This is a genomic window from Shewanella putrefaciens (assembly GCF_016406325.1).
GTDB classification, from domain to species: Bacteria; Pseudomonadota; Gammaproteobacteria; order Enterobacterales; family Shewanellaceae; genus Shewanella; species Shewanella putrefaciens.
In genome coordinates this window covers 2,525,150-2,551,064 of the sequence record NZ_CP066370.1, presented here as the reverse complement: position 1 = coordinate 2,551,064, position 25,915 = coordinate 2,525,150, and the positions used below count along the sequence as shown (strand labels likewise).

General features: G+C 46.0%; 36 protein-coding genes and 1 pseudogene. 26 read left to right on the top strand and 11 right to left on the bottom strand.

What is annotated here, in order from left to right; all coding sequences use genetic code 11:
- Positions 1–79 precede the first annotated feature (79 nt).
- The 8 genes and pseudogenes from JEZ96_RS11425 to JEZ96_RS11390 all read right to left on the bottom strand — a co-directional run bounded on the left by JEZ96_RS11425 (position 80) and on the right by JEZ96_RS11390 (position 3,446).
- On the bottom strand, positions 80–1,264 hold the full coding sequence (locus JEZ96_RS11425) for a site-specific integrase (protein WP_025007742.1): 1,185 nt from the start codon (positions 1,262–1,264) through the stop codon (positions 80–82).
- A 5-nt stretch (positions 1,265–1,269) separates the two neighbouring features.
- Positions 1,270–1,497 (bottom strand): hypothetical protein, encoded by a 228-nt coding sequence (locus JEZ96_RS11420; protein WP_025007743.1) that lies wholly within the window; start codon positions 1,495–1,497, stop codon positions 1,270–1,272.
- Between the two features lie 75 nt (positions 1,498–1,572).
- Positions 1,573–1,893 carry a hypothetical protein gene (locus tag JEZ96_RS11415; RefSeq protein WP_025007835.1) on the bottom strand — a complete coding sequence of 107 codons (321 nt, stop codon included), beginning with the start codon at positions 1,891–1,893 and terminating at the stop codon, positions 1,573–1,575.
- A gap of 6 nt (positions 1,894–1,899) precedes the next feature.
- A pseudogene (locus JEZ96_RS19630) lies at positions 1,900–2,121 on the bottom strand (hypothetical protein); the annotation flags it as partial.
- Positions 2,118–2,396, bottom strand: coding sequence for a hypothetical protein (locus tag JEZ96_RS11405; RefSeq protein ID WP_025007744.1), 279 nt, complete (start codon positions 2,394–2,396; stop codon positions 2,118–2,120). The gene JEZ96_RS11405 and the pseudogene JEZ96_RS19630, both read right to left, overlap by 4 nt.
- Positions 2,397–2,675: a hypothetical protein gene (locus tag JEZ96_RS11400; RefSeq protein ID WP_198779804.1), complete on the bottom strand. Its 279-nt coding sequence runs from the start codon at positions 2,673–2,675 to the stop codon at positions 2,397–2,399.
- Between the two features lie 30 nt (positions 2,676–2,705).
- Entirely contained in the window at positions 2,706–3,053 is a 348-nt protein-coding gene (locus tag JEZ96_RS11395; RefSeq protein WP_025007746.1) for a hypothetical protein, read from the bottom strand.
- Between the two features lie 42 nt (positions 3,054–3,095).
- Entirely contained in the window at positions 3,096–3,446 is a 351-nt protein-coding gene (locus tag JEZ96_RS11390; protein WP_025007747.1) for a hypothetical protein, read from the bottom strand.
- 163 nt (positions 3,447–3,609) lie between these two features.
- Between JEZ96_RS11390 and JEZ96_RS11385 the strand changes: the two genes are divergently transcribed.
- The 4 genes from JEZ96_RS11385 (at position 3,610) to JEZ96_RS11370 (ending at position 7,554) form a co-directional block, all read left to right on the top strand.
- Entirely contained in the window at positions 3,610–4,017 is a 408-nt protein-coding gene (locus tag JEZ96_RS11385) for a DUF4124 domain-containing protein (protein ID WP_061783183.1), read from the top strand.
- A gap of 327 nt (positions 4,018–4,344) precedes the next feature.
- Positions 4,345–5,277 (top strand): retron St85 family RNA-directed DNA polymerase, encoded by a 933-nt coding sequence (locus JEZ96_RS11380; RefSeq protein ID WP_061783184.1) that lies wholly within the window; start codon positions 4,345–4,347, stop codon positions 5,275–5,277.
- Position 5,278: 1 nt separating this feature from the next.
- Positions 5,279–6,910 carry an AAA family ATPase gene (locus tag JEZ96_RS11375; RefSeq protein ID WP_198779803.1) on the top strand — a complete coding sequence of 544 codons (1,632 nt, stop codon included), beginning with the start codon at positions 5,279–5,281 and terminating at the stop codon, positions 6,908–6,910.
- 2 nt (positions 6,911–6,912) lie between these two features.
- Entirely contained in the window at positions 6,913–7,554 is a 642-nt protein-coding gene (locus tag JEZ96_RS11370; RefSeq protein ID WP_025007752.1) for an HNH endonuclease family protein, read from the top strand.
- A gap of 4 nt (positions 7,555–7,558) precedes the next feature.
- Here JEZ96_RS11370 and JEZ96_RS11365 read toward each other — a convergent pair whose 3' ends face one another.
- Positions 7,559–8,251, bottom strand: a complete 693-nt coding sequence (locus JEZ96_RS11365) for a S24 family peptidase (RefSeq protein WP_061783186.1) — start codon at positions 8,249–8,251, stop codon at positions 7,559–7,561.
- 105 nt (positions 8,252–8,356) lie between these two features.
- On the opposite strand from JEZ96_RS11365, the gene JEZ96_RS11360 reads away from it, so the two are divergent.
- Positions 8,357–8,560, top strand: a complete 204-nt coding sequence (locus tag JEZ96_RS11360) for a Cro/CI family transcriptional regulator (protein WP_025007753.1) — start codon at positions 8,357–8,359, stop codon at positions 8,558–8,560.
- Positions 8,561–8,591: 31 nt separating this feature from the next.
- Positions 8,592–9,248: a hypothetical protein gene (locus JEZ96_RS11355; protein ID WP_025007754.1), complete on the top strand. Its 657-nt coding sequence runs from the start codon at positions 8,592–8,594 to the stop codon at positions 9,246–9,248.
- Between the two features lie 659 nt (positions 9,249–9,907).
- Here JEZ96_RS11355 and JEZ96_RS11350 read toward each other — a convergent pair.
- Positions 9,908–10,186 (bottom strand): hypothetical protein, encoded by a 279-nt coding sequence (locus JEZ96_RS11350; RefSeq protein WP_025007756.1) that lies wholly within the window; start codon positions 10,184–10,186, stop codon positions 9,908–9,910.
- Positions 10,187–10,345: 159 nt separating this feature from the next.
- On the opposite strand from JEZ96_RS11350, the gene JEZ96_RS11345 reads away from it, so the two are divergent.
- Genes JEZ96_RS11345 through JEZ96_RS11320 form a run of 6 tightly spaced genes read left to right on the top strand, consistent with a single transcriptional unit; the run spans position 10,346 to position 13,871 of the window.
- Positions 10,346–11,071 carry a helix-turn-helix domain-containing protein gene (locus JEZ96_RS11345; RefSeq protein ID WP_025007757.1) on the top strand — a complete coding sequence of 242 codons (726 nt, stop codon included), beginning with the start codon at positions 10,346–10,348 and terminating at the stop codon, positions 11,069–11,071.
- The gene (locus JEZ96_RS11340) at positions 11,068–11,754 is read left to right on the top strand and encodes a replication protein P (RefSeq protein ID WP_025007758.1); all 687 of its coding nucleotides are present in this window, start codon (positions 11,068–11,070) and stop codon (positions 11,752–11,754) included. The genes JEZ96_RS11345 and JEZ96_RS11340 overlap by 4 nt, the downstream gene beginning before the upstream one ends.
- Complete coding sequence (locus tag JEZ96_RS11335; RefSeq protein ID WP_025007759.1) at positions 11,744–11,968, top strand: hypothetical protein; 225 nt, start codon at positions 11,744–11,746, stop codon at positions 11,966–11,968. Before JEZ96_RS11340 ends, JEZ96_RS11335 begins: the two co-directional genes overlap by 11 nt.
- Positions 11,965–13,233 (top strand): tyrosine-type recombinase/integrase, encoded by a 1,269-nt coding sequence (locus JEZ96_RS11330; RefSeq protein WP_370670796.1) that lies wholly within the window; start codon positions 11,965–11,967, stop codon positions 13,231–13,233. Before JEZ96_RS11335 ends, JEZ96_RS11330 begins: the two co-directional genes overlap by 4 nt.
- A 55-nt stretch (positions 13,234–13,288) precedes the next feature.
- Complete coding sequence (locus tag JEZ96_RS11325) at positions 13,289–13,507, top strand: helix-turn-helix transcriptional regulator (protein WP_025007761.1); 219 nt, start codon at positions 13,289–13,291, stop codon at positions 13,505–13,507.
- Complete coding sequence (locus tag JEZ96_RS11320) at positions 13,494–13,871, top strand: hypothetical protein (RefSeq protein WP_025007762.1); 378 nt, start codon at positions 13,494–13,496, stop codon at positions 13,869–13,871. Before JEZ96_RS11325 ends, JEZ96_RS11320 begins: the two co-directional genes overlap by 14 nt.
- Positions 13,872–13,958: 87 nt before the next feature.
- Here JEZ96_RS11320 and JEZ96_RS11315 read toward each other — a convergent pair whose 3' ends face one another.
- Complete coding sequence (locus JEZ96_RS11315; RefSeq protein WP_025007763.1) at positions 13,959–14,609, bottom strand: DUF6988 family protein; 651 nt, start codon at positions 14,607–14,609, stop codon at positions 13,959–13,961.
- Positions 14,610–15,014: 405 nt separating this feature from the next.
- Here JEZ96_RS11315 and JEZ96_RS11310 point away from each other — a divergent pair, with 405 nt between their 5' ends.
- The 14 genes from JEZ96_RS11310 (at position 15,015) to JEZ96_RS11250 (ending at position 25,887) form a co-directional block, all read left to right on the top strand.
- Positions 15,015–15,689 carry a hypothetical protein gene (locus JEZ96_RS11310; protein ID WP_025007764.1) on the top strand — a complete coding sequence of 225 codons (675 nt, stop codon included), beginning with the start codon at positions 15,015–15,017 and terminating at the stop codon, positions 15,687–15,689.
- 215 nt (positions 15,690–15,904) lie between these two features.
- Positions 15,905–16,252, top strand: a complete 348-nt coding sequence (locus JEZ96_RS11305) for a DUF4406 domain-containing protein (RefSeq protein WP_061783443.1) — start codon at positions 15,905–15,907, stop codon at positions 16,250–16,252.
- A 356-nt stretch (positions 16,253–16,608) separates the two neighbouring features.
- Entirely contained in the window at positions 16,609–17,142 is a 534-nt protein-coding gene (locus JEZ96_RS11300; RefSeq protein ID WP_025007766.1) for a lysozyme, read from the top strand.
- Positions 17,123–17,626, top strand: a complete 504-nt coding sequence (locus JEZ96_RS11295; RefSeq protein WP_061783444.1) for a hypothetical protein — start codon at positions 17,123–17,125, stop codon at positions 17,624–17,626. Before JEZ96_RS11300 ends, JEZ96_RS11295 begins: the two co-directional genes overlap by 20 nt.
- On the top strand, positions 17,508–17,771 hold the full coding sequence (gene lysC, locus JEZ96_RS19690; RefSeq protein ID WP_420877343.1) for an Rz1-like lysis system protein LysC: 264 nt from the start codon (positions 17,508–17,510) through the stop codon (positions 17,769–17,771). The genes JEZ96_RS11295 and lysC overlap by 119 nt, the downstream gene beginning before the upstream one ends.
- Entirely contained in the window at positions 17,749–18,084 is a 336-nt protein-coding gene (locus JEZ96_RS11290) for an HP1 family phage holin (protein WP_025007768.1), read from the top strand. The genes lysC and JEZ96_RS11290 overlap by 23 nt, the downstream gene beginning before the upstream one ends.
- A complete protein-coding gene (locus JEZ96_RS11285; protein ID WP_025007769.1) occupies positions 18,038–18,571 on the top strand; it encodes a terminase small subunit in 534 nt (177 codons plus the stop codon). The genes JEZ96_RS11290 and JEZ96_RS11285 overlap by 47 nt, the downstream gene beginning before the upstream one ends.
- On the top strand, positions 18,546–20,546 hold the full coding sequence (locus tag JEZ96_RS11280; RefSeq protein ID WP_061783445.1) for a phage terminase large subunit family protein: 2,001 nt from the start codon (positions 18,546–18,548) through the stop codon (positions 20,544–20,546). Before JEZ96_RS11285 ends, JEZ96_RS11280 begins: the two co-directional genes overlap by 26 nt.
- A 28-nt stretch (positions 20,547–20,574) precedes the next feature.
- Positions 20,575–20,781 carry a hypothetical protein gene (locus JEZ96_RS11275; RefSeq protein WP_025007771.1) on the top strand — a complete coding sequence of 69 codons (207 nt, stop codon included), beginning with the start codon at positions 20,575–20,577 and terminating at the stop codon, positions 20,779–20,781.
- A 109-nt stretch (positions 20,782–20,890) separates the two neighbouring features.
- Entirely contained in the window at positions 20,891–22,459 is a 1,569-nt protein-coding gene (locus JEZ96_RS11270; RefSeq protein WP_128090061.1) for a phage portal protein, read from the top strand.
- Positions 22,362–24,458 carry a ClpP-like prohead protease/major capsid protein fusion protein gene (locus JEZ96_RS11265; RefSeq protein WP_233058875.1) on the top strand — a complete coding sequence of 699 codons (2,097 nt, stop codon included), beginning with the start codon at positions 22,362–22,364 and terminating at the stop codon, positions 24,456–24,458. Before JEZ96_RS11270 ends, JEZ96_RS11265 begins: the two co-directional genes overlap by 98 nt.
- 180 nt (positions 24,459–24,638) lie before the next feature.
- Positions 24,639–24,962, top strand: coding sequence for a DUF2190 family protein (locus JEZ96_RS11260; RefSeq protein WP_061783448.1), 324 nt, complete (start codon positions 24,639–24,641; stop codon positions 24,960–24,962).
- Positions 24,955–25,320 (top strand): hypothetical protein, encoded by a 366-nt coding sequence (locus tag JEZ96_RS11255; protein WP_025007774.1) that lies wholly within the window; start codon positions 24,955–24,957, stop codon positions 25,318–25,320. Before JEZ96_RS11260 ends, JEZ96_RS11255 begins: the two co-directional genes overlap by 8 nt.
- Before the next feature lie 9 nt (positions 25,321–25,329).
- Positions 25,330–25,887, top strand: a complete 558-nt coding sequence (locus JEZ96_RS11250; protein ID WP_025007775.1) for a hypothetical protein — start codon at positions 25,330–25,332, stop codon at positions 25,885–25,887.
- The last annotated feature ends 28 nt before the right edge of the window (positions 25,888–25,915 follow it).

Sequence of the window (25,915 nt, the reverse complement as noted above, 5' to 3'; positions counted from 1 at the left end):
GTGGTGAAACGGTGGTGAAATGGGGGTGAAACGGGTTTCAAAATAACAGTGCCCAAGTGTGCTGGTTGCCTTAGTTTTATTAATGGCTGAATTTAATCTCTGCGTGCGGTACTTCGGTCCATTGCAGGTGATCCCGCACATAGATTTTGGTGGACTTGGCATCTGTGTGAGCCATCCGACCTTGAGGGTCAACACCCATATCTGAAAACAGCCTAGCGGATAGCGCGCGGATCTCGTGAAAGGTTGGGCGCTGGCTCATTTCTAAATGGTCGCACAGACCTAACTCATCCCTTAATGCCGAAAAGGCTCTGCTAAGGTAATTAGGATCAAGCTGATAGCGGTGGTCTGTGGCCACACTTTGCTTATTGTGTCTGTCAGGTCGGCGATGAACCACATAAGGGCAAAGTAACCCGTCGCGACTCTTATCGATAATGGCCCTTAATACTTCACCAATCGGTATGGCCACATGGCTGGCTTCTTTTTCTTCCACCTTTTGGCGGTGAATAAATAGGGTGCCATAAATGCCATCAATAGGCTCATCAAACCATAGGCAACCGCATTGGCCGTCCTTAGGTTTTTTAATGCTGTATTTGATCCGCGACACTTCAAGGCGGGCTTGGGTCGATTGCAACGCAAGATCCATCGCCGTTTGTAACCACAGTGGCGCCGCGGCATGGATTTGTTTATAAGCGTCAAAGCTAAGGCGTTGACGTTCTTTGCCTTTGGTTTTACGCTTTTTCATCTTTCGAGAGGCGGGATTATCTAACATGATAGATTGGTCGATCGCGTAGTTAATCAGTTTCTCTAAGAATCCCAGTTTACGGTTATGCACATTGGGGCTGGCATCAGGATGATATTGGTTTAGATAGCCGTTGATATGTTCAAGGCTAATATCTTGGCTGCTAACCTCCGCAAAATAGGCTTTAACCCGTTCGGCATCGTTGCGCATCGTACTGGCCAGTTGTTTACTTGGCATTTCCTCTTTAAATATCAGTTCTAAAAGTCGGTCTACATGGCTGGCAAAGGACTGGCCATTAGCCAGAGGCGACTCGCATGAGGCTTCAATCAACTGATCTACAGTTAACCCAACAGTCGGTCGCATAATGCGGTTGTACTCAACCGCAATTTGAATCGCTTGCACCTTATCTTTACCTAATGTTTTACGAACACCATTTACCAACGTGAAGCGGTAAGTGCCCTTGGAGCTATCAAACATAAGGTGCTGAGGCAGATTTTTATTATGCGACTTTTTTGGGCGAACCATGATAATTACCTTGAAGCTGCTATTAATTCTGACACCGCGCTGCTAACGGCGGGCGCTACGCCAAAGTGTTGGTCTTCATAAACATACACCTTGTTATCGACGATGATCCCGCGAATCACACCACGTAAAATCCAACCTTTAATGGTGCGATTTTGTGGGGCCGAGTTAGCTGCAAACTCACGTTCAGACCACTCACTGGCCCTCATTAGTTTGGAAGGTTTTTTATAGGACATTTTAGACTCCTAGTATCTCTAATCGAGCGATAACGGCTTTCAGTTTAAAATTGGTTGCTGGTTGAAATAGTGGCGTTATGCCGCCTCTTTATCCTTTGGTGCAAAGAACAGTGCGACGGGGCCATCTTCGGTGTCGTGAATACTCAGCAAGAATGAGCCGGCTTTATCGCAAACGGGTTGCCAATCGCTGATATCGATATCCCCATCGTCGTAGTAACGCTCAATTAAATTTTCGGGGGCGTCCATTTCAAACCAAATCGACACAAACTCACCACCGTTATCAGCCGCCCATGCTTCACACTCTGCACGGGTTGCACCTTCATCCCACTCGGGTAAGTCTGGATGGGTCCAATAACCTTCAATCCGTTCAACAACCGCTGCTTGTATAGGGGTCATGCTTATCTCTCCTGTTAACTTGAGCTTCGATTCTGCGTTAAGTGCAAATAACTCAGCGTCGGCTTGGCTAAAGTCGCTGCACTCAATGGCGTTAAACACCTTACAAATACCCCAACCCTGACAATGGTTAGGGGTGTACTTAACCTCGATTTGTTGCTGATCGCACATCAAGGTGAAGTACGGCTTGGATAGCGTGACCACGCCCGCTGTAGTGCTGAACGTATTCATGCCGCCTCCTTGTTTTGGTTATCGCTTGTTTGGTTGACTGGCGAGTGGCAAGGCAACCGCATTGAGTGATATCGATACGAATGCACAATGGTGCGGTTAATGCCTTTGGCGAGGTTAATTAGGTCGTTGCCTAATGCTTGCCAGTACAGGCAATCGAGAGCGCCCAGTGCCAACGCAATTTGTACCTTGTCGCCACTCGCGGCCTTTAATCGCAGGTTCGCTTTATGGCTACGGTAATGGTTTAACAGGTGTCGAAACGCCGCGACTTGCTTCATCTAGGCCACCCGTTCTGTTTGCAAAGGAGTTGATTGCAGCTTGGCCCAGTCGATCGCTTTAATGGCTTCAACCGTGGCGGAGATTTGTTCTAACTTCTTTTGCCCGCGCATAAAGTTCGACAGTTCAATCCCGTGGCGAGCCGCCGCACGTTCGGCGGGCAGGGCGCTGGTGTAATGCAGCGTTAACGCGGCAATCACTTCGGGCGAACTAATGCGGGTGAGCGACAGCAATAACTCAATGCGCCGCTTTGATTCAAAGCCGGGGAGTAAGTGGTTCATACGCTATTCCTTCCTTTTGAATCAGCAGGGCTAGGCTGCGGCTTCGCCGTTAAACACCACCAGATTGATGATGGGTTTCTTGGTTTTTGGGTTCACCTTGTCCGACAGCTTGTGATAGCGAATATGCACATCGCGGTGGGCTTCTTGGGTCATGGCTAACACGATATATTGCTGGCACAGCGCGGGCGTCGATAACGAATGCGACAGGCGTTGTGGCTTCATGGTTTCAAACAAATGCTGCGCCATATCATCCAACTTGGCTTGGTACTCCGCAGGGCTCAGTTGACGGCGGTTAGGGTGTGCGCCTACTGAGGTGCTGCACTTTTTGGCCGCTTGTTTTTTCGCTAAGGTCATGGATACGCCGTATACAAAGAACATAGTTACTCTCCCTCGGTTGCCGCTTTAGATGCCGAACTGTTGCTAATACGCAGCCTGTGGGGCGGGCATGAGCTGATGCACATTGTTTGGGGCTTGGTCGTTGCGCCAAACGGTGATGCTGCCGTGTAAACCCTGCTTGGGTTCGGTAAAGCGCAGGCTAAAGCTGTTGCCGAGTTCGCCGGCATGGCCAAAAAACTGTTTGTGGAAGGCTGGGCTAGGGTGGTTGTAAGCAAGGTGCTTCACTAAATCGTTGCAGCGCTGTTGTACCCGTGGGCAATCCATTGGGTTTTGGTGGCCTTTGGTGACGGCAATCAAGCAAGCAAAACGAATCGCGACCAGTAAACGAAACTCATCACGCTGTTTTGCTGAGGTTTGAACTTTCGCTAGTATCATTTCCTTGTCCTCGGTTGTGGGTACATCGACAAGGTTAAGATAACTTGACTTTTTGGTCAAGGTAAATTGTTTAAAAAACTTGACTTTACTATTGGTTAGTTACGTTTGATGATTTTTAGAAAGATGGATGATATAAATTAAGGCCTTGAACTAAGGAGGGTTTATGAGCATTTTCAGGAGTAATGTGATTTATTCTGTAGCTGTGCTTTTTTTGTTTTGCTGTCAATTAGCGCTGGCTGAAATTTATAAGTGCGAAGAGGGCGGTAAGCTAGTAATGCAGGATATGCCGTGTCCTGATGGTGTTGCGCAATCTACTATTGATGTGGTGATTCAGAACGGCCAAAAAAAAGTTGACCCCTTCGCTTATGATGAGAGCCAGTTTAGTGATTGGGAAAATAAGCTAATCAAGGCAGGCAAGGTTGAGGTGGGGATGAGTATTGAAGCGCTTCAACAAAGTTGGGGAAGGCCAATCGACATTAACCGTTCTGCATATTCACCTGAGCAATGGGTGTTTAGAGGCCATCGCTATGCGTATGTACGTGATGGGAAGGTAGTTAATTGGCAAGATTAAACTAAGGATAGATTAAATAGTATCTAAATTAAGCTCATGTTATTAAAGGGAGTTATGATGGCTTGTAGGTAGTTAGAAGGTGAGTTATACTTACTATAACCTTTAGTGTATGGACTATTTAGTCTAGTCGGGCGCTAAGCCAGACTCTAACTTATTGGGACACATTTTTGGTTGCGGGAAGGGAAATATCCATTTCCACCGCCAATCGTTCGTCCCTCACGCTCGGCAGCGGAAATGGATATTTCTCTTCCCGCTTCCTTTAGTAAAGGTGTTTAAAATGCCAGAATAACTCTGGCATTTTTTTTATGATTGCTTAAATGGGGCTTTATGCGAATTAAGTTATTTTCAAATTTGCAAACAAAACTGAATTGTTCAAGAAAAAAAATTGAAACATTTTCAGAGAAAGCACCATATAAGTATAAAGTCTATACAATACCTAAGCGCAGCTCTGGTCTTAGAGTTATTGCGCATCCCTCGAAAGAGTTAAAGGTATACCAAAGAGCACTGTTGTCAGTTTTAGGTGATCACCTTATATCTCATAAGTCTTCATTTGCTTACAAATTAAATACAGGCATTAAAGATAATGCATATCAACATATGCATAACTCTTATCTTCTTAAACTTGATTTTAGTAACTTTTTTAATAGCATTGTGCCTGACATGCTGTTAGCAGCCTTAAACTTCCGAGGTATAGAAGTTTCTGATGCTGAATTAAGACTTTTATCTAACTTGCTGTTTTGGAATAAAACGAAAACGTCAGATAACAAGTTAGTTTTGAGTGTTGGTGCACCAAGTTCGCCTGCGATATCTAATTTTATAATGTTCAGATTTGACAAGGTGGTATTTAAGTATTGTAAAGAAAAATCAATAATATATACTCGTTATGCTGATGATTTAACATTTTCAACAAATATTAAAGATGCTCTTTTCGAGTTACCAAGGTACATTAATGGGTTGCTTGGTAGCATGTTTGACCATCGTATAATGTTGAATGAAAGGAAAACTGTTTTTTCTTCTAAAGCTCACAATCGACATGTGACTGGGATAACTATTACCAATGAAAATAATCTTTCTGTTGGCAGGGCAAGAAAAAGAACGGTTTCATCTTTGGTTCACAAATATTCTCTAAATAAATTAGACCAATTTGAATTTGAACAATTGAGAGGAATGCTATCTTTTATCTTACATATAGAGCCACATTTTCTTCATAGGCTTGAGAAGAAATATGGAAGATCTTTATTAATTAAGATTAGGAGTTAAAATGGAAATTGACTTGAAAGGAAAACACATAAAAAACCTTCGAGAGAAAGCTTTAAAAGGTAATTTCTTCTCTGCTTATCAACTATATGATTTTTATAAAAGTGGTAAATTTGTAGATCAAGATAAGGATAAAGCGGATCAGTATTTAGAGTTGGCGGATTCATTATTTTACCCTCAGGATTTTAAACTATCCAGTCTAAGTATTGATAACTACAAATTGTTTAATGATATACGAATCACAAAGTTCGATGATAATTTAAATATATTTGTGGGTGCGAATGGAGCTGGAAAAACAACTATTTTAGATGCTATATCGATGTCGCTAAGTTGGTTTGTTAATTCGATTAGTAAAAGTGGTGGTACTGGAACATCAATAGATGATTCAGATATCAATATATATACGGATCTTCCTTTTGCTAATATAATAACAACAATTCGTATTAATAAAAATATAAAATGTAAAATGGAGTTATCTCAAGCAAGGGATGGTATTCAAAAAAAACGTAGTTATTTATATGAAGTAAGAAGAATAGGTAGTTTTTATAAAATTTCAAATGAGATAAATTCAGAATTGAATTTACCATTGTTTGCTTTTTATAATGCTCTTCGTTCATATGATGTTTCTCAGAAAGATATGAATATATCAGCATTAGGGTTGGCTAATGATAGCCTTGATAAATTCAAAGGTTATAATAATTCACTTAATGGTAAAGTGGATTTTAGCAGTTTTGTTGAGTGGTTTAAAGCCATTGATGATATTGAAACTAGGCGTCAACTATCATCTATAGATCAAGATTTCAAGATAGCAAATAAGTTATTAGCTGAGATTGAAAACCTTATTGATAATGACCCGAGTTCTGCTCAGAAACTCAATGAGTTAATTAAATCGCTTGCGTTAAAGGAAAAGTTATCTGAAGTAAATGAATTATCCAGTTTAAACAAAGATAATATTAAGTTAATAAAAAAGTCAATTAATTTGGTTATTGAAGAGTTTATGGATGGTTATGGTAACTTAGAGTTAGAAATGGAGCCTAGGTTTGATTTATTTTTAACTAAAAACGAAAGAAAAATTAGTGTGTTGAAGTTGTCACAAGGTGAAAAGGCTTTGTTATCTTTAATCCTTGATATAACCATGCGTTTATTTATGTTAAATCCGTCGCTCAGTAATCCATTGCATGGGCAAGGCATTGTTCTTATTGATGAATTTGATTTACATTTACATCCTAAATGGCAACGTGAAATCGTAAATAAATTGCCCACAGTTTTCCCTAATTGCCAATTTTTCCTTACTACTCATTCCCCTTTGGTTTTGGGTGAGGCTAAACCATCTCAAATATTTATTTTTTATAATGAAAATAATGTACTAAAATTTAGACAGCCTACACAATCACTAGGTCTAACCTCTAATGATATATTAAATGAACTTATGATAACTGATAGTAATCTTAATCAGTTGAGTAGGAATGCTTTGGTAGAAGAATCACTTAATGAAATTTTTAATTTAATTGAACAAGAGACTGACGATTCAATTTTTAAGGCTAAACTAGAAATTGAAAAACTTGAAAAAATGCTTTTTGGTGAAATACCTGAACTGATTGAGGCTAAGACTAAAATAGAATTTCTGGAGCTTTGATAATGATTGTTATATCTAAGTTACCAGCTCCCAGTATTCTGACTCAATACAAATTAAGTAATGGAGCAGAATATGATGGCCCTAATTTTACAGAAGTCAAAAATAATATCAGAGATACATTATTGAATGAGCAAGGGTTTATTTGTGCTTATTGCATGCGACGAATATCTGCTGGAAATATGAAAATTGAACATTGGGAATGCCAGAGTCAATTCGCCGATAGACAATTAGATTATAAGAATATGCTGGGTTGTTGTAGTGGTAATGAAGGGGAGCCACAAAAATTTCAAACTTGCGATACAAAAAAAGGAAATCAATCATTAAAGTTTTCACCCGCAAATCCAAATGATAATATCAAGCTATTGATATATTACAATGATTATGGAGTAATTTCATCTAGCGATGCTGATTTCGATGTTCAGCTTAATAATGTTCTAAATTTAAATGAATCTCGCCTTAAAAGGAATCGTGCAGCGGCATTAAGTGGGTTAAAAAAACAACTAGATTCAAAACCTCATAAAAGAACTAAATCCGAAATTCAAAGAATTTTAGATTCATATAGACAGCTTGATGAAGATGGTAAATTTAAAGAATATATAGGTGTTTTCGTTTATTATTTGGAGAAAAAACTTAGACGGCTATAATGTATTAAATTAAAACTGAATACCAAAACACTTTACCGATGATTTTAATTTGTTTTATCTGTTCAAAACTTAAATGTTCATCTGGCCATTCATCTTGGTTATAGCTGCGTAGTCGAATGCCGCCACCTGGTAACTTGTAGAGCATTTTTACACGCAGCATACCATCGTGATTAATGGCGTACATTTTTCCATCAACAATCTCAGTGTGTGAGGTATCTACACCAACGGTTGAGCCATTTGGTAATACTGGCTCCATGCTGTTGCCGTTCACTTTGACACACACTGCATCGGACGCGCTAACGCCTTGTCGCTTTAAAGTGGATTTTGCAAAGCGCAGTTTCGGACCTGTATATTCACGAATATCTGTTATACCTGCACCGGCAGCTAGCTCTACTTCCATGTAAAACGGTACCTCTACCTCATCGTCACCTAATGGGCTTTCTCTTCCCCAAGTTTCAAAACCGCCAATAAATTCGGCGTTTGATTCTGGTTTACTCTGCTTTTCTTCACCATACAAAAGCCACTCGGAAGAGCAATTCAACGATTTAGCCAACGCGTAAAGGTTCTCGCCCTTGGGCGAGGTTGTACCTGCTTCCCAAAGCGAAATCGTGGCTTTTGTAACGCCAATCATTTTGCCAAGCGCGGGTTGAGTTAACCCTTGTGCTTTGCGTCTTTCTTTAATACGTTCATTCATCATAGTAAAGCTATCTTAACTTTAACTTGGTCAAGTTACCTTTTCTTTTGTTGACAAAATGGTATAGTTTTCTTAACCTTCTTGGGGTTCACTATTCGGAGTTCGTTGATGAAAACAAAAGATGCAATCTCCTACTTTGGTAACAAATCAAAACTCGCTAAGGCGCTGACGATTTCAAAATCAGCAATTGCCCAGTGGGGTTCTGATGTTCCAGAGCTTCGCGCTTTCCAGATTGAGAGGTTAACTGACGGCGCACTGAAGGTTAACCCCGTTGTTGTTTTAGATAACCCAAAGTCGTCGAGTGCGGCTTAGGTTCACTTTAGGCTTAAGGAGGAAAGGGAGCATGAAAACCAGTTCACATAAACGCGATAGCCGTTTGAGTTTGTTAATGAGGACCATCCATCGGGTGTTAGAGCTACCCAAAATGAGCCGCTTTAACTTGGCAATGGATTTTGTGGCGGCGGTTGAGCGCCTTGGGTTGACCGAAGTTTTGGCCGCCGAGGGCATTAGCTTTGCGCGCACTGATGATGTTCATAACAACGCGCGGGTAAATGCGCAAAAGCTGTTCCGTTGGCTTGGGCAGTATGAGGGGCAGCATCCGCAGGTTGATCGCTTGTTCCATATTGAACAGGCATTAGTGGCGGCGTTGCCTGAGCATTTGCGAGTGCAGTATCTCAATGATGTGTTTGGCTGCACAGGGGTTACGGTGATTGCCGACCGTATGAGTGATGGCCATGTGTTGCATGTGGCCGATATGGCGGCGCAACTGACTAAAGAGAACGCCGAGGCGCAAATTGCGGTGATTCATTTGGTGGCTAACCCAAGTAAAGACGAAGTTCTGCTGGCTTATAAAGAACTTAAGGAGTCGGCCGCGACCACGCAGGGCAGTATGGCGGCGCTTGAATTGGCGTATCCGTTTTTGGTGGGCAAGCGGGCAACCGATTTACCCAAGTGTGCGTTACGCCAAAGCGAGAAGTTGGCCGAAGGCAGTAACGAGTAAGCCTGTTGAAGTTTGGCGACTAAGCACGGGCTTAATATCGTTAGAGAGGGAGGGGGTATGTTTGATCCTGAATGTTTGATTTGTTGCTTAGAGGGGACGCGAAATGTTGAGAATTAAATTGCTTAGTGTTTTAGCAAAATTAATGAGAGTCCAATTTAAGGTTGATGGACTCCCTTATGGTGCTACCAAACGCGCTCAGGTGAGTTCAACCATTCATGGCAAGGGTAGTTTACAGACGCCCAACTGCGCTGAATCGGAGCAACAAAAATGATGTCGTTGCTGTCGATAAGTGAGTTTAATTTTTCACAAATTGTAATAGCTGTACTGTTCGTCTCGATTAGCCAAAAAGACTCTAACTTTTTGCAATGATTGAATTTTTGTAAATATTCACTCACTTTTTGGTAGTTCTGGTTGGGCGATTTTAGATCATAGGTAACACATAGTATGGCCATAAGACGTCCTTGTTTTAGTTTAAGAAAGCCCGCTGAAGTTTGGCGACTAAGCACGGGCTTAATATCTATAGGGAGGGGGTATGTCATCAAATCAAATTGATGGTAACTGTTTGGATGATTTAGATCCTGTTGTTCGAAATCAAATTGCCATTTTGCGTTGTAAGGCGGCCTGTTTGAAGTCACAGGCTGAGGCTTCGGGTTGTGAGTCTACACGCGCGCTTCTTTTGGCAAGGTCCAATTGTGCATTTCTTGAGTCAGTAAGAATCGAAGGTCTTGCTCGGTCATCGCTCGAACATCGCTTGGCTTCCAGCAAAATTTTAAGCAGATATACAGGTGTACAGCGTCAATGCCTGACACTCCTTTATATTTTTCGCGCTCGGCCAGTGCGTCACCAAATACGTCTAGTGAATACGCTTGTTTGCCAAGCTCTGCGTGAAGCCTTTGGCTTTGTTCGTAAAGTTCTTTTGTTCGGTGGGCTTTAGTCATGGCAGTTCCTTTGCTATGTGAGTTGTTGAAATAAGAAAGCCCGCTGAAGTTTGGCGACTAAGCGCGGGCTTAATACCTATAGAGAGGCGATTACATGTTACGTATACATGGGTATTTCGTCAATTTTTTGCTGGCTGCCGCGCAGTTAGGCGGTGTGCTATGAGCATGGAATTGATGGTTAAGGCGATGAAGGCCAAAGTGGGTAATCCGCTGCGTAAGCTGGTGTTGATTAAGCTGGCTGATAATGCGAATGACCAAGGCGAGTGCTGGCCGAGTTATCAGCACATTGCTGAGCAGTGTGAGATTGGCAAAAGCACGGTACGAAAACATATTGCGGAACTGGCCGAAGCTGGGCTGTTGACGATTGAATCGCGCAAGGGCCCAAAGGGTAATCAATCCAATATTTACACGCTTACCCTATGCCAGCAGGTAGCACCCCCTGTGCTACCAGATAGCATAGGTATGCCACCAGATAGCACACCCCCTGTGCCACCAGATAGCACCGGAATCAGTCACTCTTTTGAACCAGTCAATGAATCTTTAAAAGAGTCTTGTCCTGCAAGTTGCTCTAAGTCGGTTTTCAATGCGTTTTTTAAAGCGTATCCGCTCCATCGAAAGGGCGGGACGGATGCGGCTGCGTGGAAGGCGTGGAAGTCGGAAAAGTTAACCGATGACGATTGTGTGTTGGCGGTGTCGTGGCTTAAGAACGCCGTGGCGCTTGACTCGAGTTGGGGCTTTGCGTCTGAGGGCAAGTTTGTGTTGGGTATTACCAAGTTTATCCGCGAACGCCATTGGCTGACGCCGTTGCCGAGACCGATGGCAACCACCGTTGGGCAACGGGATTGGCGCCATGCGGTGTATGACCCTGAGGACCCTTTGATATGACTGCCAAGCAAAATACGAGCATGAAATCACTGCAAACCTTAATCCGCCAGCCGCTGGTTGGGCAGGGCGCGCGGGTGGCGCAACCTGAGCCTACGGCAATGGATATGGCGATTGTGGATAGCGTGTTTAGCAAATTGCGGGTGTTGTTCCCTGTGAGTGCGCCACGGCCTGAGGACGAAGCGACCCACAAAGCCGAGTGGCTTAAAACCTTGGCGATACAAGGGATACGTAGCCGCGAGCAAGTGCAAGCGGGGTTAAATCGCGCTAGACGTGAGCAGGGCGATAGGCAGTTTTGGCCGACACCGCGCCAGTTTGCTTTGTGGTGCCAACCGACGGCGTGTGATTTGGGGCTGCCCACGTTAGAGGCGGCGTTTAAGGAAGCAACCCGCCATTACCATCACCCTGATAAGCATACGTGGAGCCATGATGTGGTGCGCTTAGCGGTGCGCGAGACGGGCAGTTGGATGTTTGCAACAGGGCTTGAAAAGGATGTGTTAATGACCTTTGAGCGCAATTACAAAGTGCTGTGCCGTCGCTTTAGTCGTGGCGAGTTGACTGATATTGAGTTGCCAAAGGCATTACCTGAAACGGTGACACGGCCCACTGAGGCGGCAAAGGCAAAATCAATTATTGCTAATTTACGGGCAAACCTTGGGCTTAAGGGGGCAAACGATGGCGAATAAACCACTGACTCAGCGTGAGCGCTTGGCGAAGATCATCACCGGCTCTCGTTATTGGACATTGTTTGAAATTCAACAGGAGTGTTTAACCCGCTTTGGTAAGTGCGATAGCGAAACTGCGTTAAGTGCGCGTTTTCGCGATATGCCTTTGGATAAGCGTTGTAAGCGGCTGCGTGAAGGCACTAAGCATACGTTTGAATATAGGTTGGAGGCGTGATGATGGTTAAGCCAGCAAGCGGGGTGGAGGTTGGTAAGCTGAATGATGCGGCACTTCGCCGTTGGCTGCGTGGTGGGGTGACGCGGGATTATCGTGATCCGCAGTTTCCTGAGTTGCGATTACGAGCGACGGCAGATCGTAAGAAAGCCTCGGTGTTTTTGGTGCTTAATGAAGGCGGCAAGACGGTTTGGCAAAAGCAAGGTGTGTGGCCAAGTATGTGCATTAAGACCTTTGTTGAGGATATGCCGGTGATGTTGGCTAAGCGGAGTTTGGGTGCTGAGGTGCTTCGCGGTGAGTTTGCGACTGTGGTTGATCTGCTTAAGTGGTTTTTGGCTCATATCGAGGGTAATCGGTCGTTTAGCCCAAGTTGGCGGGCTAATTGTAAATCGGTGGTGAATAAGCATTTATTGGGTATGTTTGCTGATTTATCGCTTGCGGAGTTGTCGTTTGTGGCGGTTGATACGCGCTTGGTTAAGCCGATGTTAGCTGAGGGTTATTCGACTAACTACATCAAAAGCGCGGTGAAGATTTTTAAGCGTTGCCTGAGTGCAGCGGCTGATTTGCGTTTGGTGGAGGGCAATGCGCTGGCGGGGTATCGGGTGGAAATGAGTTTGAAGATGGCGCCGAGTGTGGGAACGCAGTTGATGGAGTCGGACTTAGGGCCGTTGTTTACTGCGCTGCGTGATGCGATTTGGCCTGTGGCGATGTTGTTTATGTTGATGCTGATGTTTGGTACCCGCATTAACGAGACTCGCTTAGCGCGTTGGGAACATTTTGCGGGGGATTGGTGGATTATCCCTGCATCGAATGCGAAGAACCGCCAAGAGCATAGGTTGCCATTAACACCAACAGTTAAGGCGTTGTTGACGCATTACTTGCAGTGGCAGGTTAAGCATGTGGGTAAGCGGGCGTTTTTGTTCCCGGGTGATGAGGGGGCGATTAGCATTCGTACTGCGCAGTATTGGAGTGAACAGATCCGCTTTAAGGCGTTTACTTCTCATGCGCTGAGAAAGCTTTGTCGCACCATTATTGCCGATATGGGTGTAGATACCATGGTCGGCGAGCGGCTGCTTAATCATGCCTTGCCTGTGCTTTTGCGTACCTATGTTCACTCGACCTTGGATAAGGGCATGTTGAGCGCACTCGATGCTTATCATGCTCATTTAATTTTGCGCGGTTTTAACGAGGTTGCGCCCGAGATAATCCCTAGATCAACCCTAGATCGTCAGAACACTCAAAACCAGATGGCTAGCGGGTGGCTGTGATGATCGTTGCATCAACCCCTAAGGAGTATGCAATGGCACAAATTGAGGTGATTTTATGAGCAATCGCGCGGCAATAATTCTAAAAACGGGCAGGGCGATTAGGGGGATGAGTCAGGACGAGGTGGCCGAGATTTACGGGATTAGCCGGCGCACTTATCAACGTTGGGAGTGTGGCAGTAGCAATGTGCCGAGCAATCACTTGCTGAGTATTTTGGATGATGTTTTTCATTTATCGATTGAGCAGATCACGGAGGTAGCGAATGAAGCAGTCTAGTGTAAGGGTGACTTTGCCAGGTGATATTCGTGATGACTTAATCAACTTAAAGGCTTTGCGCGCAGGCCTGAGTACCTGGGGGCGCTACTGGGCATTCCAAGAACTCGGCCGCAACTATGGTGGCCGCAGTGCTTGCGATAAGTTGGGCGAGCCGTTAACTCGAGGTGGCTCGGTGGTGCAGGAGTTGAACGTACCTAAGCATGTGGCCCAGTTCGACCGGATGATTGAGCGTCTATCCCCAAACTGCAGACGCGCTATCCGCACTCATTACGTGTGCAAAGGCCAATGGGCCTTGATGGGATTCGATAGTAAGAAGTCATATGTGTACTGGCTGAGAAGGGCAGAGATAGGGTTAATTGGGTAAGTATGGAGTTATTCCATTAGGTTTTTGGAGTTGTTGCAGGGGTAATGATTGGAGTTGTTATAGGTAAGAATATGGTATTTACAGTAATTAGCCATGAATAATTGGCAAGCAATCTTTGAAGTGATGATGCATTTTCCTGACTGGTTCCATTGCATCCTCGTGTCCAGTCAAAATAGATAACATTTGCATATTTATAGCAGCGACAGCATTGCAGTTTCGAAGTGAATCATAAATTACCTTAGGTTCATAACCCACACCATTGCCGATTAGCGAGACAAGACCACTATGAGTAAAACTGTTAAACGCTGAATTGTTAATACTCCTAAAGTCATTCAACTGACTAAGAATATGCTGGGGAGCATCCGAACTTCCAAGTGTTTTAAGCATTTCCCCAATGAAGGGCGTTTCCAGCTTCTTTATCTCATTTGGACCAATTTTTCCAGCTGTTGATAGCTTATTAACCCAAACCTCTGTATCAGCGTACATAAGCCAAAATCCACGTATTAGGCTTTCGTACTGGGGCCGCATCAATGCAAAGCCCGATGCAGTAAAACCCTCAGAGATTAATTTAAGAGAAGATAGGCCGTGTTCAAATGACAAAATGCCTGATTGAAATGCAATTTGCCATTTAAGCTCTGGCATAGCTCCCAGATGTTGTAGTTGCTCAACGTGAGCCGCCATAAAATCATACATTTCAAAGCAGCACGGCAATAATGTCTCTAATTTTTTCTCGTACACAGCAGTTCCATTTCTGTCTCAAAGCCCAAATTGAGTGGGAGCGTCAGAGGTCGGCAATCTAGACTTTCGCTAGTAGCTCTTTGCCATCTATCAGATTACATTTAACACTGTGAATTACAAGTGTTATATCTAGTCTGAACTAATGGGTCCTTCTGGCTCGGTGCACTGCGGGGGCGGTGACGCGCAGTGCTTCATTACATATGAAAATTTTCTAGGGTTGAGTTGTTGTTTTATCAACTCCCTAGAACACCATTCCAACCTTCGCTACCATATGTAAACTAACTTGTTGATATTTTGGCTTAAATTGTTTGTAATACAGAATCTGTTCTTAACAGATTTACAGGGATCTTATAGATCAACTTTGATCTTATAAGTGTAGTAGCACTAACAATTTGAGCTTTGGGTATGGACAAAAACTTATTAAGTGAAGCGGTATCGTTTCCAAGCGTAACCACCATAATCGCTTCAATCACTGTTTTTATTGCTCTCATAAAGTACTTATCAGATTTTCACTTTGAGAAAAATAAATTTCGACATAAGAATCTTGAGATAGCTCAAGCCACGTTGAGCTCTAACTCAAACAAAGCGAGTTTAAAACAGCGGTTCTTAACAGAGCAGGTGTTTAGCTTAATTTATCGATTTAATTTTTCATATGATGAAATCAGCGTTCTGCTTCGTTATGCGAACCCGAGTAAAGCTTTTGATTTATTTGTCAAAGGGTCTCCGTACCTCATGCTTTCTAAAAACATGAAATCTATAGTTTTTAATGGGAATTACTGGCAGTTAAAATTGTGGAGATTCAAGGTTTATCCAAGAGATATCTTACATATTGTCAGATATTTTATTTTTGGCTTTATTGGTACTTATGCCTTTGCTCCTGCAATCTATGTATTTGATAGTGGTAAGTGGTTCGTCGTACCAGAAATTTTTTCCTTTTTAGGGCTAGATGGAATATTTCTTTTTATTATCAGTGTGGTATTTGGGGTGGTGATATGGGGTCTTGCGTTTAAAGCTATTCGATCTGTTGGAAAAATTAGGGATGCATTCGAGCTTATAGAAATTGGAAAATCACTTAAGTGATAAGTAAATCGAAAAAATCCCTGTGATTGATTTTTCACATATCACACCTTTACAAAATTGTCAGCGCCACTTTTGGCGCTTTTAGCGTCAACTTTGACGCTTTCAAGCACCTTAAAAAAGAGTAGATTTATATACGCTTGCTAAAGCCTCGTTTCTGGTTCGCACTCTCTCCCGCTCAAAGGCTCCCTCGTGGAGCCTTTTTATTTGGTGCTTTTATGGCTCGTGTTTCGCTGCGCAAAAAGGTTTACATCGCTGGCCCTATGACTGGGTTGATTGATTGCAACCGCCATGAGTTTCATTTGGCTGCCGATGTAATGCGCGAGATTGGTCATATCGTACTTAACCCGGCAACCCTACCGGACGGATTAACCGAACCCGAGTACATGGCAATTTGTTTGCCGATGTTGATGTGCTGCGATCGGATTTATCTGCTCGATAACTGGGCGAGTTCAAAAGGTGCCAAAGCGGAATATGCGTTAGCAACCAAACTGGGCTTGGAGATTGTTTTTCAAGATGGGGTGGATCATGAAATAACGCTAATCGGTTTGCGGGGTGATCAATAACCGCCGCCTGATTTCTCACAGGTGTAACCGCAAAAGAGAGTTCGCCTTGCTCTAAGCAAAAGCAACGCAGTCAGCGAAAGGTGGCCGATCTTGAAAAGATAACGGCATGACGTAGTTCGGGTTCGCGCCCCGTTAATGCATCAGTAGCTTCAAAGGATTATATCTAGCCAACCCCCGCTGAACAAAAGCGGTCGCTGCAATGGTGGCCGTGGTGGGTCTGTGTTGCCGTGGTTTAGACATGCTCACTACGGACGTTGAAAAACACTAAAAACATCAGCAGTTAGAGTCGGATTGACCTCGCCGATGATCTAACCGTTGGCCGCGCTAAGGCTAACCAACATCTTAAGGGGTAGCCCATGTCATTAAAGCAAAAGCTCATGGCACTGGGGCTTTCTTCTGCTGTCGCGCTGGCGGGTGCGAATTTAATTGCCCCAACCGAAGCGCCGAACGGTGAGCCGATTTTGCACACCTATCTTGATCCGGTGCAAATCCTCACCGCTTGCTTTGGGCACACAAGCCCCGAGCTTGAACTCAACCAATTTTTTAGCGAACAGCAATGTATTGAAATGTTCGCCAAGGATTTAGGCAAAGCCGATCGCCAGCTGCGTCGCCTTACATATCCGGTGCAACTTACCGAAGGTGAACACGCTGCGTACCTAAGCCTAATTTACAACTTTGGCGCGGGTAACTTTCAATCCTCAACCTTGCTAAAGCTGTTAAAGCGTGGCGAACGGGTGTCCGCTTGTCGCCAACTCACCGAGGCCTGCGGTAAGCATGGCTGCAATGGTTTCGTTTATGCTGCTAACGTCAAATTGCCTGGTTTAGAGGTACGGCGCAAAAAAGAACAGGCGATATGCCTTAAGGATCTCTATGTTCCAAAAACTCATTAACGCCACTGGCACATTGCACTTGTATATCATCGGCGCGCTGATACTGGTGATTGCATTACTCGGTATCAGCCTCACCGCCACCAAAACAAATCTTGCCCTTAAAAACTCACAGCTTGAGTCTGCCGCTATCAACCAGCGAATGTTGCAGGATGACCTCACGACCGTCACCGACGAATTACAAGCGCAGGCTAAAGAACGTGACCGACTCGCAAAGGATTACGCCTTTGCCTTAGCGCTCAATCAACAAGCCGCCAAAGCTAAGGCCGAGATTGAAAGCCAGCTTGCCGACCAGCGCGACGCCATTAAAAAACTAAGGACATCATCAAATGAACAAACTCGCAGTTGGGCTAATACTGCCGTGCCTGATGATGTTCAGCGGCTGCTCAAACACGCCGCCTATTGTGCGCACCGTAGTCACCAAGCAGACCCAATATGTGCTGCTACCGAAAGAGTTGATCAGCCAGTGCTTACCCGCCGAATGTGACCTTTTACACAACAAGGGCGAAAACGCCGACCTAGCAGATTGCCTAACACAACAGCTATCAGTCATCAAAAAATGCGATACCGATTGGCAAACCCTCGAAAAATGGCGAACGGAAAAACAGCATGAGCAATCCCTACATCAATGATGTTACCACGCAAAAGTCGCTGACATTTAGCGCCTATATGTCGTCACTCATGAGCACAATCGGAGGTGCGTTGACGTTGAATGAAATCGCCATTTTGATCGGGATCTTCTTCGCGCTCATCACCATGTTAGCCAACGTTTTTTATCAGGATTTGCGCAGCCGCCGTGAACAACGTCAAGCCGATAAAGACGAACAGCGCAAACAAGAACTTCATCGTGCTGAGATGCAACTTAAAGCGGCATTGTTAAAACAGGTAGATGAACATAATGGCACGCATTCAAATACAAGAGACAGCGCCTGTTCTGCTGAATAAAACCGACCTGTGCAAAAGTCTCGGCATCAGTACCCAAGCGTTTGATAAATGGGATGTGCCCGTTCACAGCAAAAAAGGCCGTGAATGCCTATACACCATGTCCGATGTGGTCGCTAATCGCGTGGCTAACGAGCGTAAAAAACACCTCAGCAAACCCGATGAGGATGATCCTGAAAAGCCAGATCTCGACTATGAGCGCTGGCGCTTAACCAAAGCTCAAGCAGACGGGCAAGAACTTAAAAACGAAAAAGAGCGCCAAGAAGTCGTTGAAGTCGGTTTTTGTACCTTTGTGCTCAATCGAATCTCTGCCCAAATCGCCCCAGTGTTGGATCAAACCCACATTCGGATGAAGCGCAAATATCCCGACATTCCAGAACGCTATATCGATGCATTTAGAGCGGAGATGATTAAAAGTCAAAACACTGTAGCCGAACTGGCATCGGGTATCGAGGATTATCTACATGAGTATATCGGCAGCACAGATTAAAAATCTGAAAGCTGCCGTTGCTGCTGGGTTACGCGGATTTTATCGCCCGCCCATGCTCACTTGCTCAGAGTACGCCGATGAGCATTTTTATATGTCGTCGGAGTCCAGCTACACCGAGGGCAAGTGGGAGAGCTTACCGTTTCAAATCGGCATTCTTAATGCTATGGGTAACGACCAAATAAGCACGCTTAACTTAATGAAGTCAGCGCGTGTCGGTTACACCAAAATGCTGATGGCTAACGCTGCTTACAAGATTGAGCACAAAAAGCGCAACGTGCTGATCTACCAGCCGCGTGATGGTCAAGCCAAAACCTTTATGAAAAAGCACGTTGAAACGGCGATCCGCGATATCCCTGTTTGGCGTGAGCTGGCTCCGTGGATGGGGCGCAAACATAAAGACAGCACGCTTGAAGATAAAATCTTCACTAACGGCAAAACCTTAATGGTGCGCGGTGGTACCGCTGCAGCGAACTACCGTGAGATATCCACCGACGATGTCATTTACGATGAGCTAGCGGGTTTTGATGAATCCATCGAGCACGAAGGTAACGCCACCTCATTAGGTGATACCCGTATCGAACTGTCGATGTTCCCAAAATCAATCAGGGGATCAACGCCTAAAGTGCTCGGCACATGCCAAATGGAAAAGGCATGCAGTGAATCGCCACACTTTTTTAAATTCAATTTACCGTGCCCACATTGTGGTGAACTGCAATCACTTAAATGGGGCGGTGCCGAAGAATCATTCGGGATTAAGTGGCGCAAGGATGATAAAGGCGATCATGATCCAAGAACCGCTTACTATCTTTGTGAGCACTGCGGTTGCTGCATTGAAAACAACCAACTTGATGATGATATGGAGTTGCACCCAAGCGCGATTTGGATTTGCGAAAACACCGGCATCCGCACCCGCGACTTTATTGATTTTTACGATGCCGAAGGCAACGACATCACCACGCCGCCCAATATCTCAATCCATATCTGGTCGGCTTATAACTCGCTCAACAGCTGGGCAAAACTGGTCACCGAGTTTTTAAAGGCCAAAGGCGATAAAGAAAAGCTCCAAACCTTTATCAACACCAAGCTTGGATTACCTTGGGATAACGACACGGGCGAGCGCGTTGAGTGGGAAGATTTAAAACGCCGCCGCGAAATGTACCCCAGTAGCAAAGTGCCCAACTGGGTGGTGTATCTCACCTGTGGTATCGACACCCAAGACGACCGCTATGAGGGCCGTGTGTGGGGCTGGGGCGCGGGTAAAGAGGTGGCACTTATTGACCGCTTTATCCTGTATGGCGATCCATCAAGCCAAGTCTTAAAAGACAAAGTTGCCGAGCGTATAGCCCAAAGCTACGCCCGTGCCGATGGGGTGCTCCTAAATATTGGCGTAGCGGGTTGGGACTCTGGCGGTCACTACACCGACGATGTTTACGCCATGAGTAAAAAACTTGGCGTGATGCGGGTGATCCCACTGAAGGGCGCCAACGTCTACGGCAAGCCGATTGCTAACTTCCCGCGTAAGCGCACCGCCAAGGGCGTGTACTTAACCGAAGTCGGTACCGACAACGCCAAAGAGTTAATCATGGCCATGTTGCGCATCGACCCCGATGTGGATGTGCGTAAGCCTGGTGCAATTCACTTCCCGTTGAATGAATCCGTGTGTGACGACATTGAGCTGCAACAGCTCACTGCCGAACGAAAAATTCCTAAACGGGAAAATGGCCGCATAGTTTACCGCTGGGATGCGGGCAAGCGCCGTAACGAGGCGCTGGACTGTTTTGTCTACGCATTGGCCGCGTTGTATATCGCGATAGAGAAATTCGGCATCAACCTCGACAAGCTTTCAAAAGTTACCCCGATCGCTATATCAAGCGACCAACCCAAAGAACCTAAACCCAAAGCCGCAAAACAGGCCAATGCAAATGCTGCTTACCTAAACGGGGGCGGTGGTGGCAGTTCTGGCGGTTGGCTGTAGTTAATGCCATAAAGCCAAGGATAAAAGCATGACCAAAACCCAATGCCAACAGATGATCGATACGTACTTTCAGGCCGAGCTTGATGTGTTGGCAGGTAAGCAAACCACGATCAACGGCAAGACGATGACCACAGAGGACCTAGGTGAAATCCGCAAAGGTCGCCTTGAATGGGAACGCCGCTTATCAGCCTACAGCCGCCCACAAGGCGGGGTAAAGCTGGCGAGTTTTAGTTAAAAAGTCCCTAGGTTTTAGGCCCTAGACTCTAGGAATTATTCGTCCTCCTCGCGAACGCGGGGATCCAGCTTTTATGCCTTTGGCCATCATTCCTTCACCAAGGATTATTATGAGCATTATCAATGATGCGCTGGCGATATTTGCCCCGCGTTTAGCATTACAGCGTGAAGCGGCTGCAATGAGCTACCGCAATCTAAAAGGCTATGAGGCTGCAAATCCAAGCCGCACGCATCGCGCTAAAAAGGAGAGTCGCGGGGCAAACCAAGCGGTATTTGCGGCAGGTAAAAGCCTGCGTGAGCAAGCCCGTTGGCTGGATGAAAACCACGACTTAAGCATCGGTATTTTAGACCGCTTTGAAGAACGGGTGATCGGTGCTCAGGGGATTGTGGTTGAACCTCAGCCTCGCAGCATTAGCGGCGAGATCTTGGATGAACTCGCCAATGATATTCAGCGCCGTTTCGCCACTTGGTCGCTTAGGTGTGATGTCACAGGCCGCTTTAGCCGCCCAGAGCTTGAACGCTTAGTGCTGCGTAGCGCGCTGCGGGATGGAGATGTATTCGGTCAGCATGTCATGGGTAAAGTGTCGAAGTTCGGCCACCCAAACGAGCAAGGCACTCAATACAGCATTGAAGCCTTAGAAGCCGACTTTATTCCCTACGAGTCAAACGAACCCTCAAAGCGGGTACGCCAAGGGCTTGAGGTCAATGCGTGGGGGCAGGTAGTTAACTATCATGTGCTGCTTGATCACCCCGCTGATCAAGTCGGCTTTCGTTACAAAACCAAAGCCGTGGCCGCATCAAACATGATGCACCTCGGTTTATTCAAGCGTTTGCACCAGCTTCGAGGTGTATCGATATTCCACGGCATTTTAACCCGCTTAGCCGACATTAAAGATTACGAAGAATCCGAGCGCGTTGCCGCACGGATAGCCGCTGCGCTGGCGTTTTATATCAAGCGCGGTGATGCCAGTCATTATGTGATGGATGATGCCGTCAGCAGTCGCGAAATCCCCATTGCCCCAGGCATGACCTTTGACGATTTAAAGCCCGGTGAAGATGTCGGGATGATTGAATCAAATCGCCCCAACGTCCATATGGTGGAGTTTCGTAACGGCCAAATGAAGGCCGTTGCAGCGGGTAGCCGTGGCAGTTACTCGAGCATTGCCCGCGACTACAAAGGCAGTTATTCAAGCCAGCGCCAAGAGCTAGTTGAGCAAGACGAATCCAACCGCATTATGCAGCAATGGTTTTGTGCCGGCTGGTCACGCCCTGTGTTTCGCAACTTCTTAAAAATGGAAATGCTCAACAAGCAGGATCCTTTAGTGTTGCCGCCTGATATCGACATTCGCACCTTATTTGATGCGGTGTACTACGGCCCAACCATGCCGTGGATTGACCCGAGAAAAGAGGCCGAAGGCTGGGAAATGATGATAGCCGCAAACGTGGCTACTGAAGCCGATTGGACCCGCGCCAGAGGACGCAACCCAACCGAAGTCAAGCGCCAGCGTAAACGCGAGGTGGAATACAACCGTGAAAACCACATGGTGACCGCCAACGACCCATCGCTAGGAGATCCAAATAGTGAAAAAAACCAAGATAGCAATAGCGGCAGCAGCGCTAAGCGCAATGCTGCCAAGCGGAACGCTGATCGCGCCCGCCGCAACGCTGAGCCAGATTAACAACGAGTCTCACCCAAGCAAAAGCTGGTATAGCCTCAAGGCACAAAACGGCAATGCCGAGTTAATGATTTACGACGAGATTGGCGGCTGGGGAATTACAGCTAAACAGTTTGCCCGTGATCTGCAGGCACTAGGTAAAGTGGGCACCATTACCGCCCGTATTCATTCTCCAGGCGGTGATGTGTTTGAGGGGATGGCGATTTACAACATGATCAAGGGCCACCCTGCGCACAAGGTTTGCTACATCGATGGCCTTGCTGCTTCGATGGCTAGTGTGATTGCCATGGCCTTTGATGAAATCATCATCCCTGAAAACGCCATGATGATGATCCATAAACCTTGGGGTGGCACCCTCGGTGATGCGGATGATATGCGCAAATACGCCGATTTACTCGACAAAGTAGAAGGTAACTTAGTCGGGGCTTATCAACAAAAAACAGGCTTACCCGAAGATGAACTTCACGCCTTATTAGCCGCTGAAACATGGTTAACAGGCCGCGAAGCAGTGGAAAAAGGTTTTGCCAACACACTAACCGATCCGCTGCAAATGGCGGCATCACTTAATTCAAAACGTCTTAAGGATTTTACCAATATGCCTGAACATCTAAAAAACCTGTTTGCACCCAAGGGAAACATTCCTTCGCCTGCAACACAACCCGCTCCTGCGCCAAATGCTCAGGTTCCTGCTCCATCAAATCAACCCGCGCCAGCGGCACAACCAGATGCAGCGACTATTCAAGCGGCGGCGATTGCATTAAACACTGCGCGCATGAATGGCATTAACACGGCTTTTGCGGCATTCCCGCAACTTGCAGAGTTAAAAAATCAGTGTATCGCTGATGCGACCATTGATGCCGATAAAGCCAAAGATATGATCTTGGCTAAGCTTGGCGAAAACACCACGCCAGCGGCGACTATGCCAAATCGGGTGATTATCCACTCCGGCAACGGTAACTTAGTTGGCGACTCGATTCGCGCCCAGTTAATGGCGCGTTCAGGCCACGCGAAAGCAGAAGCTGATAACGGTTATGCAAGCTATAACCTGCGCGAACTGGCGCGGGCATCACTGGCCGATCGCGGTATTGGCACTGCTGGCATGAATGTGATGCAAATGGTTGGCCTAGCGTTTACTCATTCAAGCTCTGACTTTGGCAATATTCTGCTAGATGTGGCTAATAAATCAGTGCTAAAAGGTTGGACTTCTCAGGTTGAGTCCTTCGAGCGTATCGCCAAGAAGGGGCAGCTAAGCGACTTCAAAATTTCCCATCGTGTCGGCCTGAATGATTTCAGCGCATTGGAAAAAGTTGAAGAAGGTGCTGAGTACAAATACGGCACTATCGGTGACCGTGGTGAAAAAATCATGCTGGCGACCTACGGTAAGATTTTCACATTAACCCGTCAGGCGATCATCAACGACGACATGAGTATGTTGATGGGTATCCCTGAAGCCATGGGTAAAGCGGCAAAACGCACCGTGGGTAACCTGTTCTGGGCGGTCATCACTGGCAACGTCAAGATGAGTGATAACGTGGCGCTGTTCCATGCCACTCACAAAAACTTAGGCGCGGGTGCGCCATCGGTAGCCGCGATTAGCACGCTATCTGAGCTCATGGAATCGCAAACATTAGGCGAAGAAGCGCTGAATATTCAGCCCGCCTTTGCACTGTGCCCACCTAATCTGCGCCGTGAGTTTATCCAAATCATCAAATCTAGCTCTGTTAAAGGTTCTGATGTTAACGCAGGTATTGCCAACCCAATTCAAGATCTGGTGGAAGTGATCTCCGAGCCACGCTTGAAAGCGAATAGCGACAAGGCTTGGTATCTGGCGGCTGCTCAGGGGGAGGACACTATTGAGGTGGCATACCTCGACGGTATCGACACGCCTTACATCGAGCAAATGGATGGCTTCAGCACTGACGGTGTGGCTACTAAAGTGCGTATCGATGCGGGTGTGGCGCCACTTGATTACCGTGGATTAGTTAAATCAACAGGCGTGTAATTTTAGGCACTAGGCTCTAGATTCTAGGGCCTAGGTTTTATCCCGTCATCCTCGCGAACGACTGCATGGACGCAGGAGATAGAATAACGCAGGAGCAGTTATCGACGCGGGGATCCAGCTTTTAGGCCCTAGGCTTTATTCCTAGCGCCTAGCACCTTCTTTACTTTTTAAGGAAACCCCATGAAAAATTACATGCAAGATAGCAAGACCATCACGTTCACCCCAACGGTTGCAGTGACTAGCGGGCAAGCATTGTTAATCGGTGCTCTACTAGCTGTTGCTATATGCAATATCCCAGCAAACACGCCTGGCGAATTTATTACTGAAGGCGTTGTTGAATTACCCAAAGCCAATACCGCTGATATAGGCCAAGGCGATGATGTTTATTGGGACAATACCGCTAAGGTAATCACCGACACTGCAACAGACAACACGCGAGTTGGTAAAGCGTGGCTTGGTGCTGGCAACCCATCCACCACGGTTTGGGTGAAGATCAATGCCTAACGTGGGCAATCACTTTGCCGACCGCGTTAACGGTAAAATGGCGCGGGTGTTTCAGCGTTTGGCTGATCCGTGCCTTTTTACCCCAATCGATGGATCCGCGCCATTTGTTCGCTTGGTGAATTTGGATGATAACGGAGTAGAAATAGCTGCATCCGCTAATGAGTATGTACCAGAGTTAATCAGCAGAGCAGAGTTCTTACTAAGTGATGGAGCAGTAAATGTGGGTGATGAATTTGCCTTAGGCGGCGTTGATGAAAACGGGACATTTATATCCAATGGACAGCAAGGCAGACTTACACAGCTAGTCAGTCTTGATAGCATCAGCACCCGCTTTATCTATATCAGCTTAAATGACTAAGGTGAGACTATGGCGCGGATAAAGATTGAAGGCATGGAGGCGGTAACAAAGGAACTGAACCGCATCCGTGCCGCCCAAGCGCCAGCGATTAACCGCGCTATTGATGACACTATTAAGTTTGGGCAAAAAGCGGCGGTCGATGCCATCTTTAACCGCTATGGTTTTAACTCCCGCAGTTACATCGAACAACACCTTTCGGTGAGTGTGGACCCGCGCAACTTAAAAGGGGTGATCACCGCCCGTTATCGCGCAAGCACCTTAACCCGCTTTGCCAGAGCATTAACTCGCACGGGCAAAAATGGCGGCTCAAGAACTGACGGCCACATGATTAGCGCCCTGCGCAATCAGCCAATATGGTTTAAAGGTACATTTACCCTGATTGGCCGCAACGGCAATCAAATCATGTTCCAGCGCCAAAAAGGCGATAACAGTTGGCGCAAGCTTAAGGGGCAAAAATCGCTATACGGCCCTTCAGTGGCTGGCAGTTTTAGCAAAATCCGCGACGATATTGAGCCGCCGATTATTGCTCATCTGCGAAGTAAATACGGCCAGTATACGAATAGATAGGCGCTAGGTTATAGATCCTAGGGCCTCG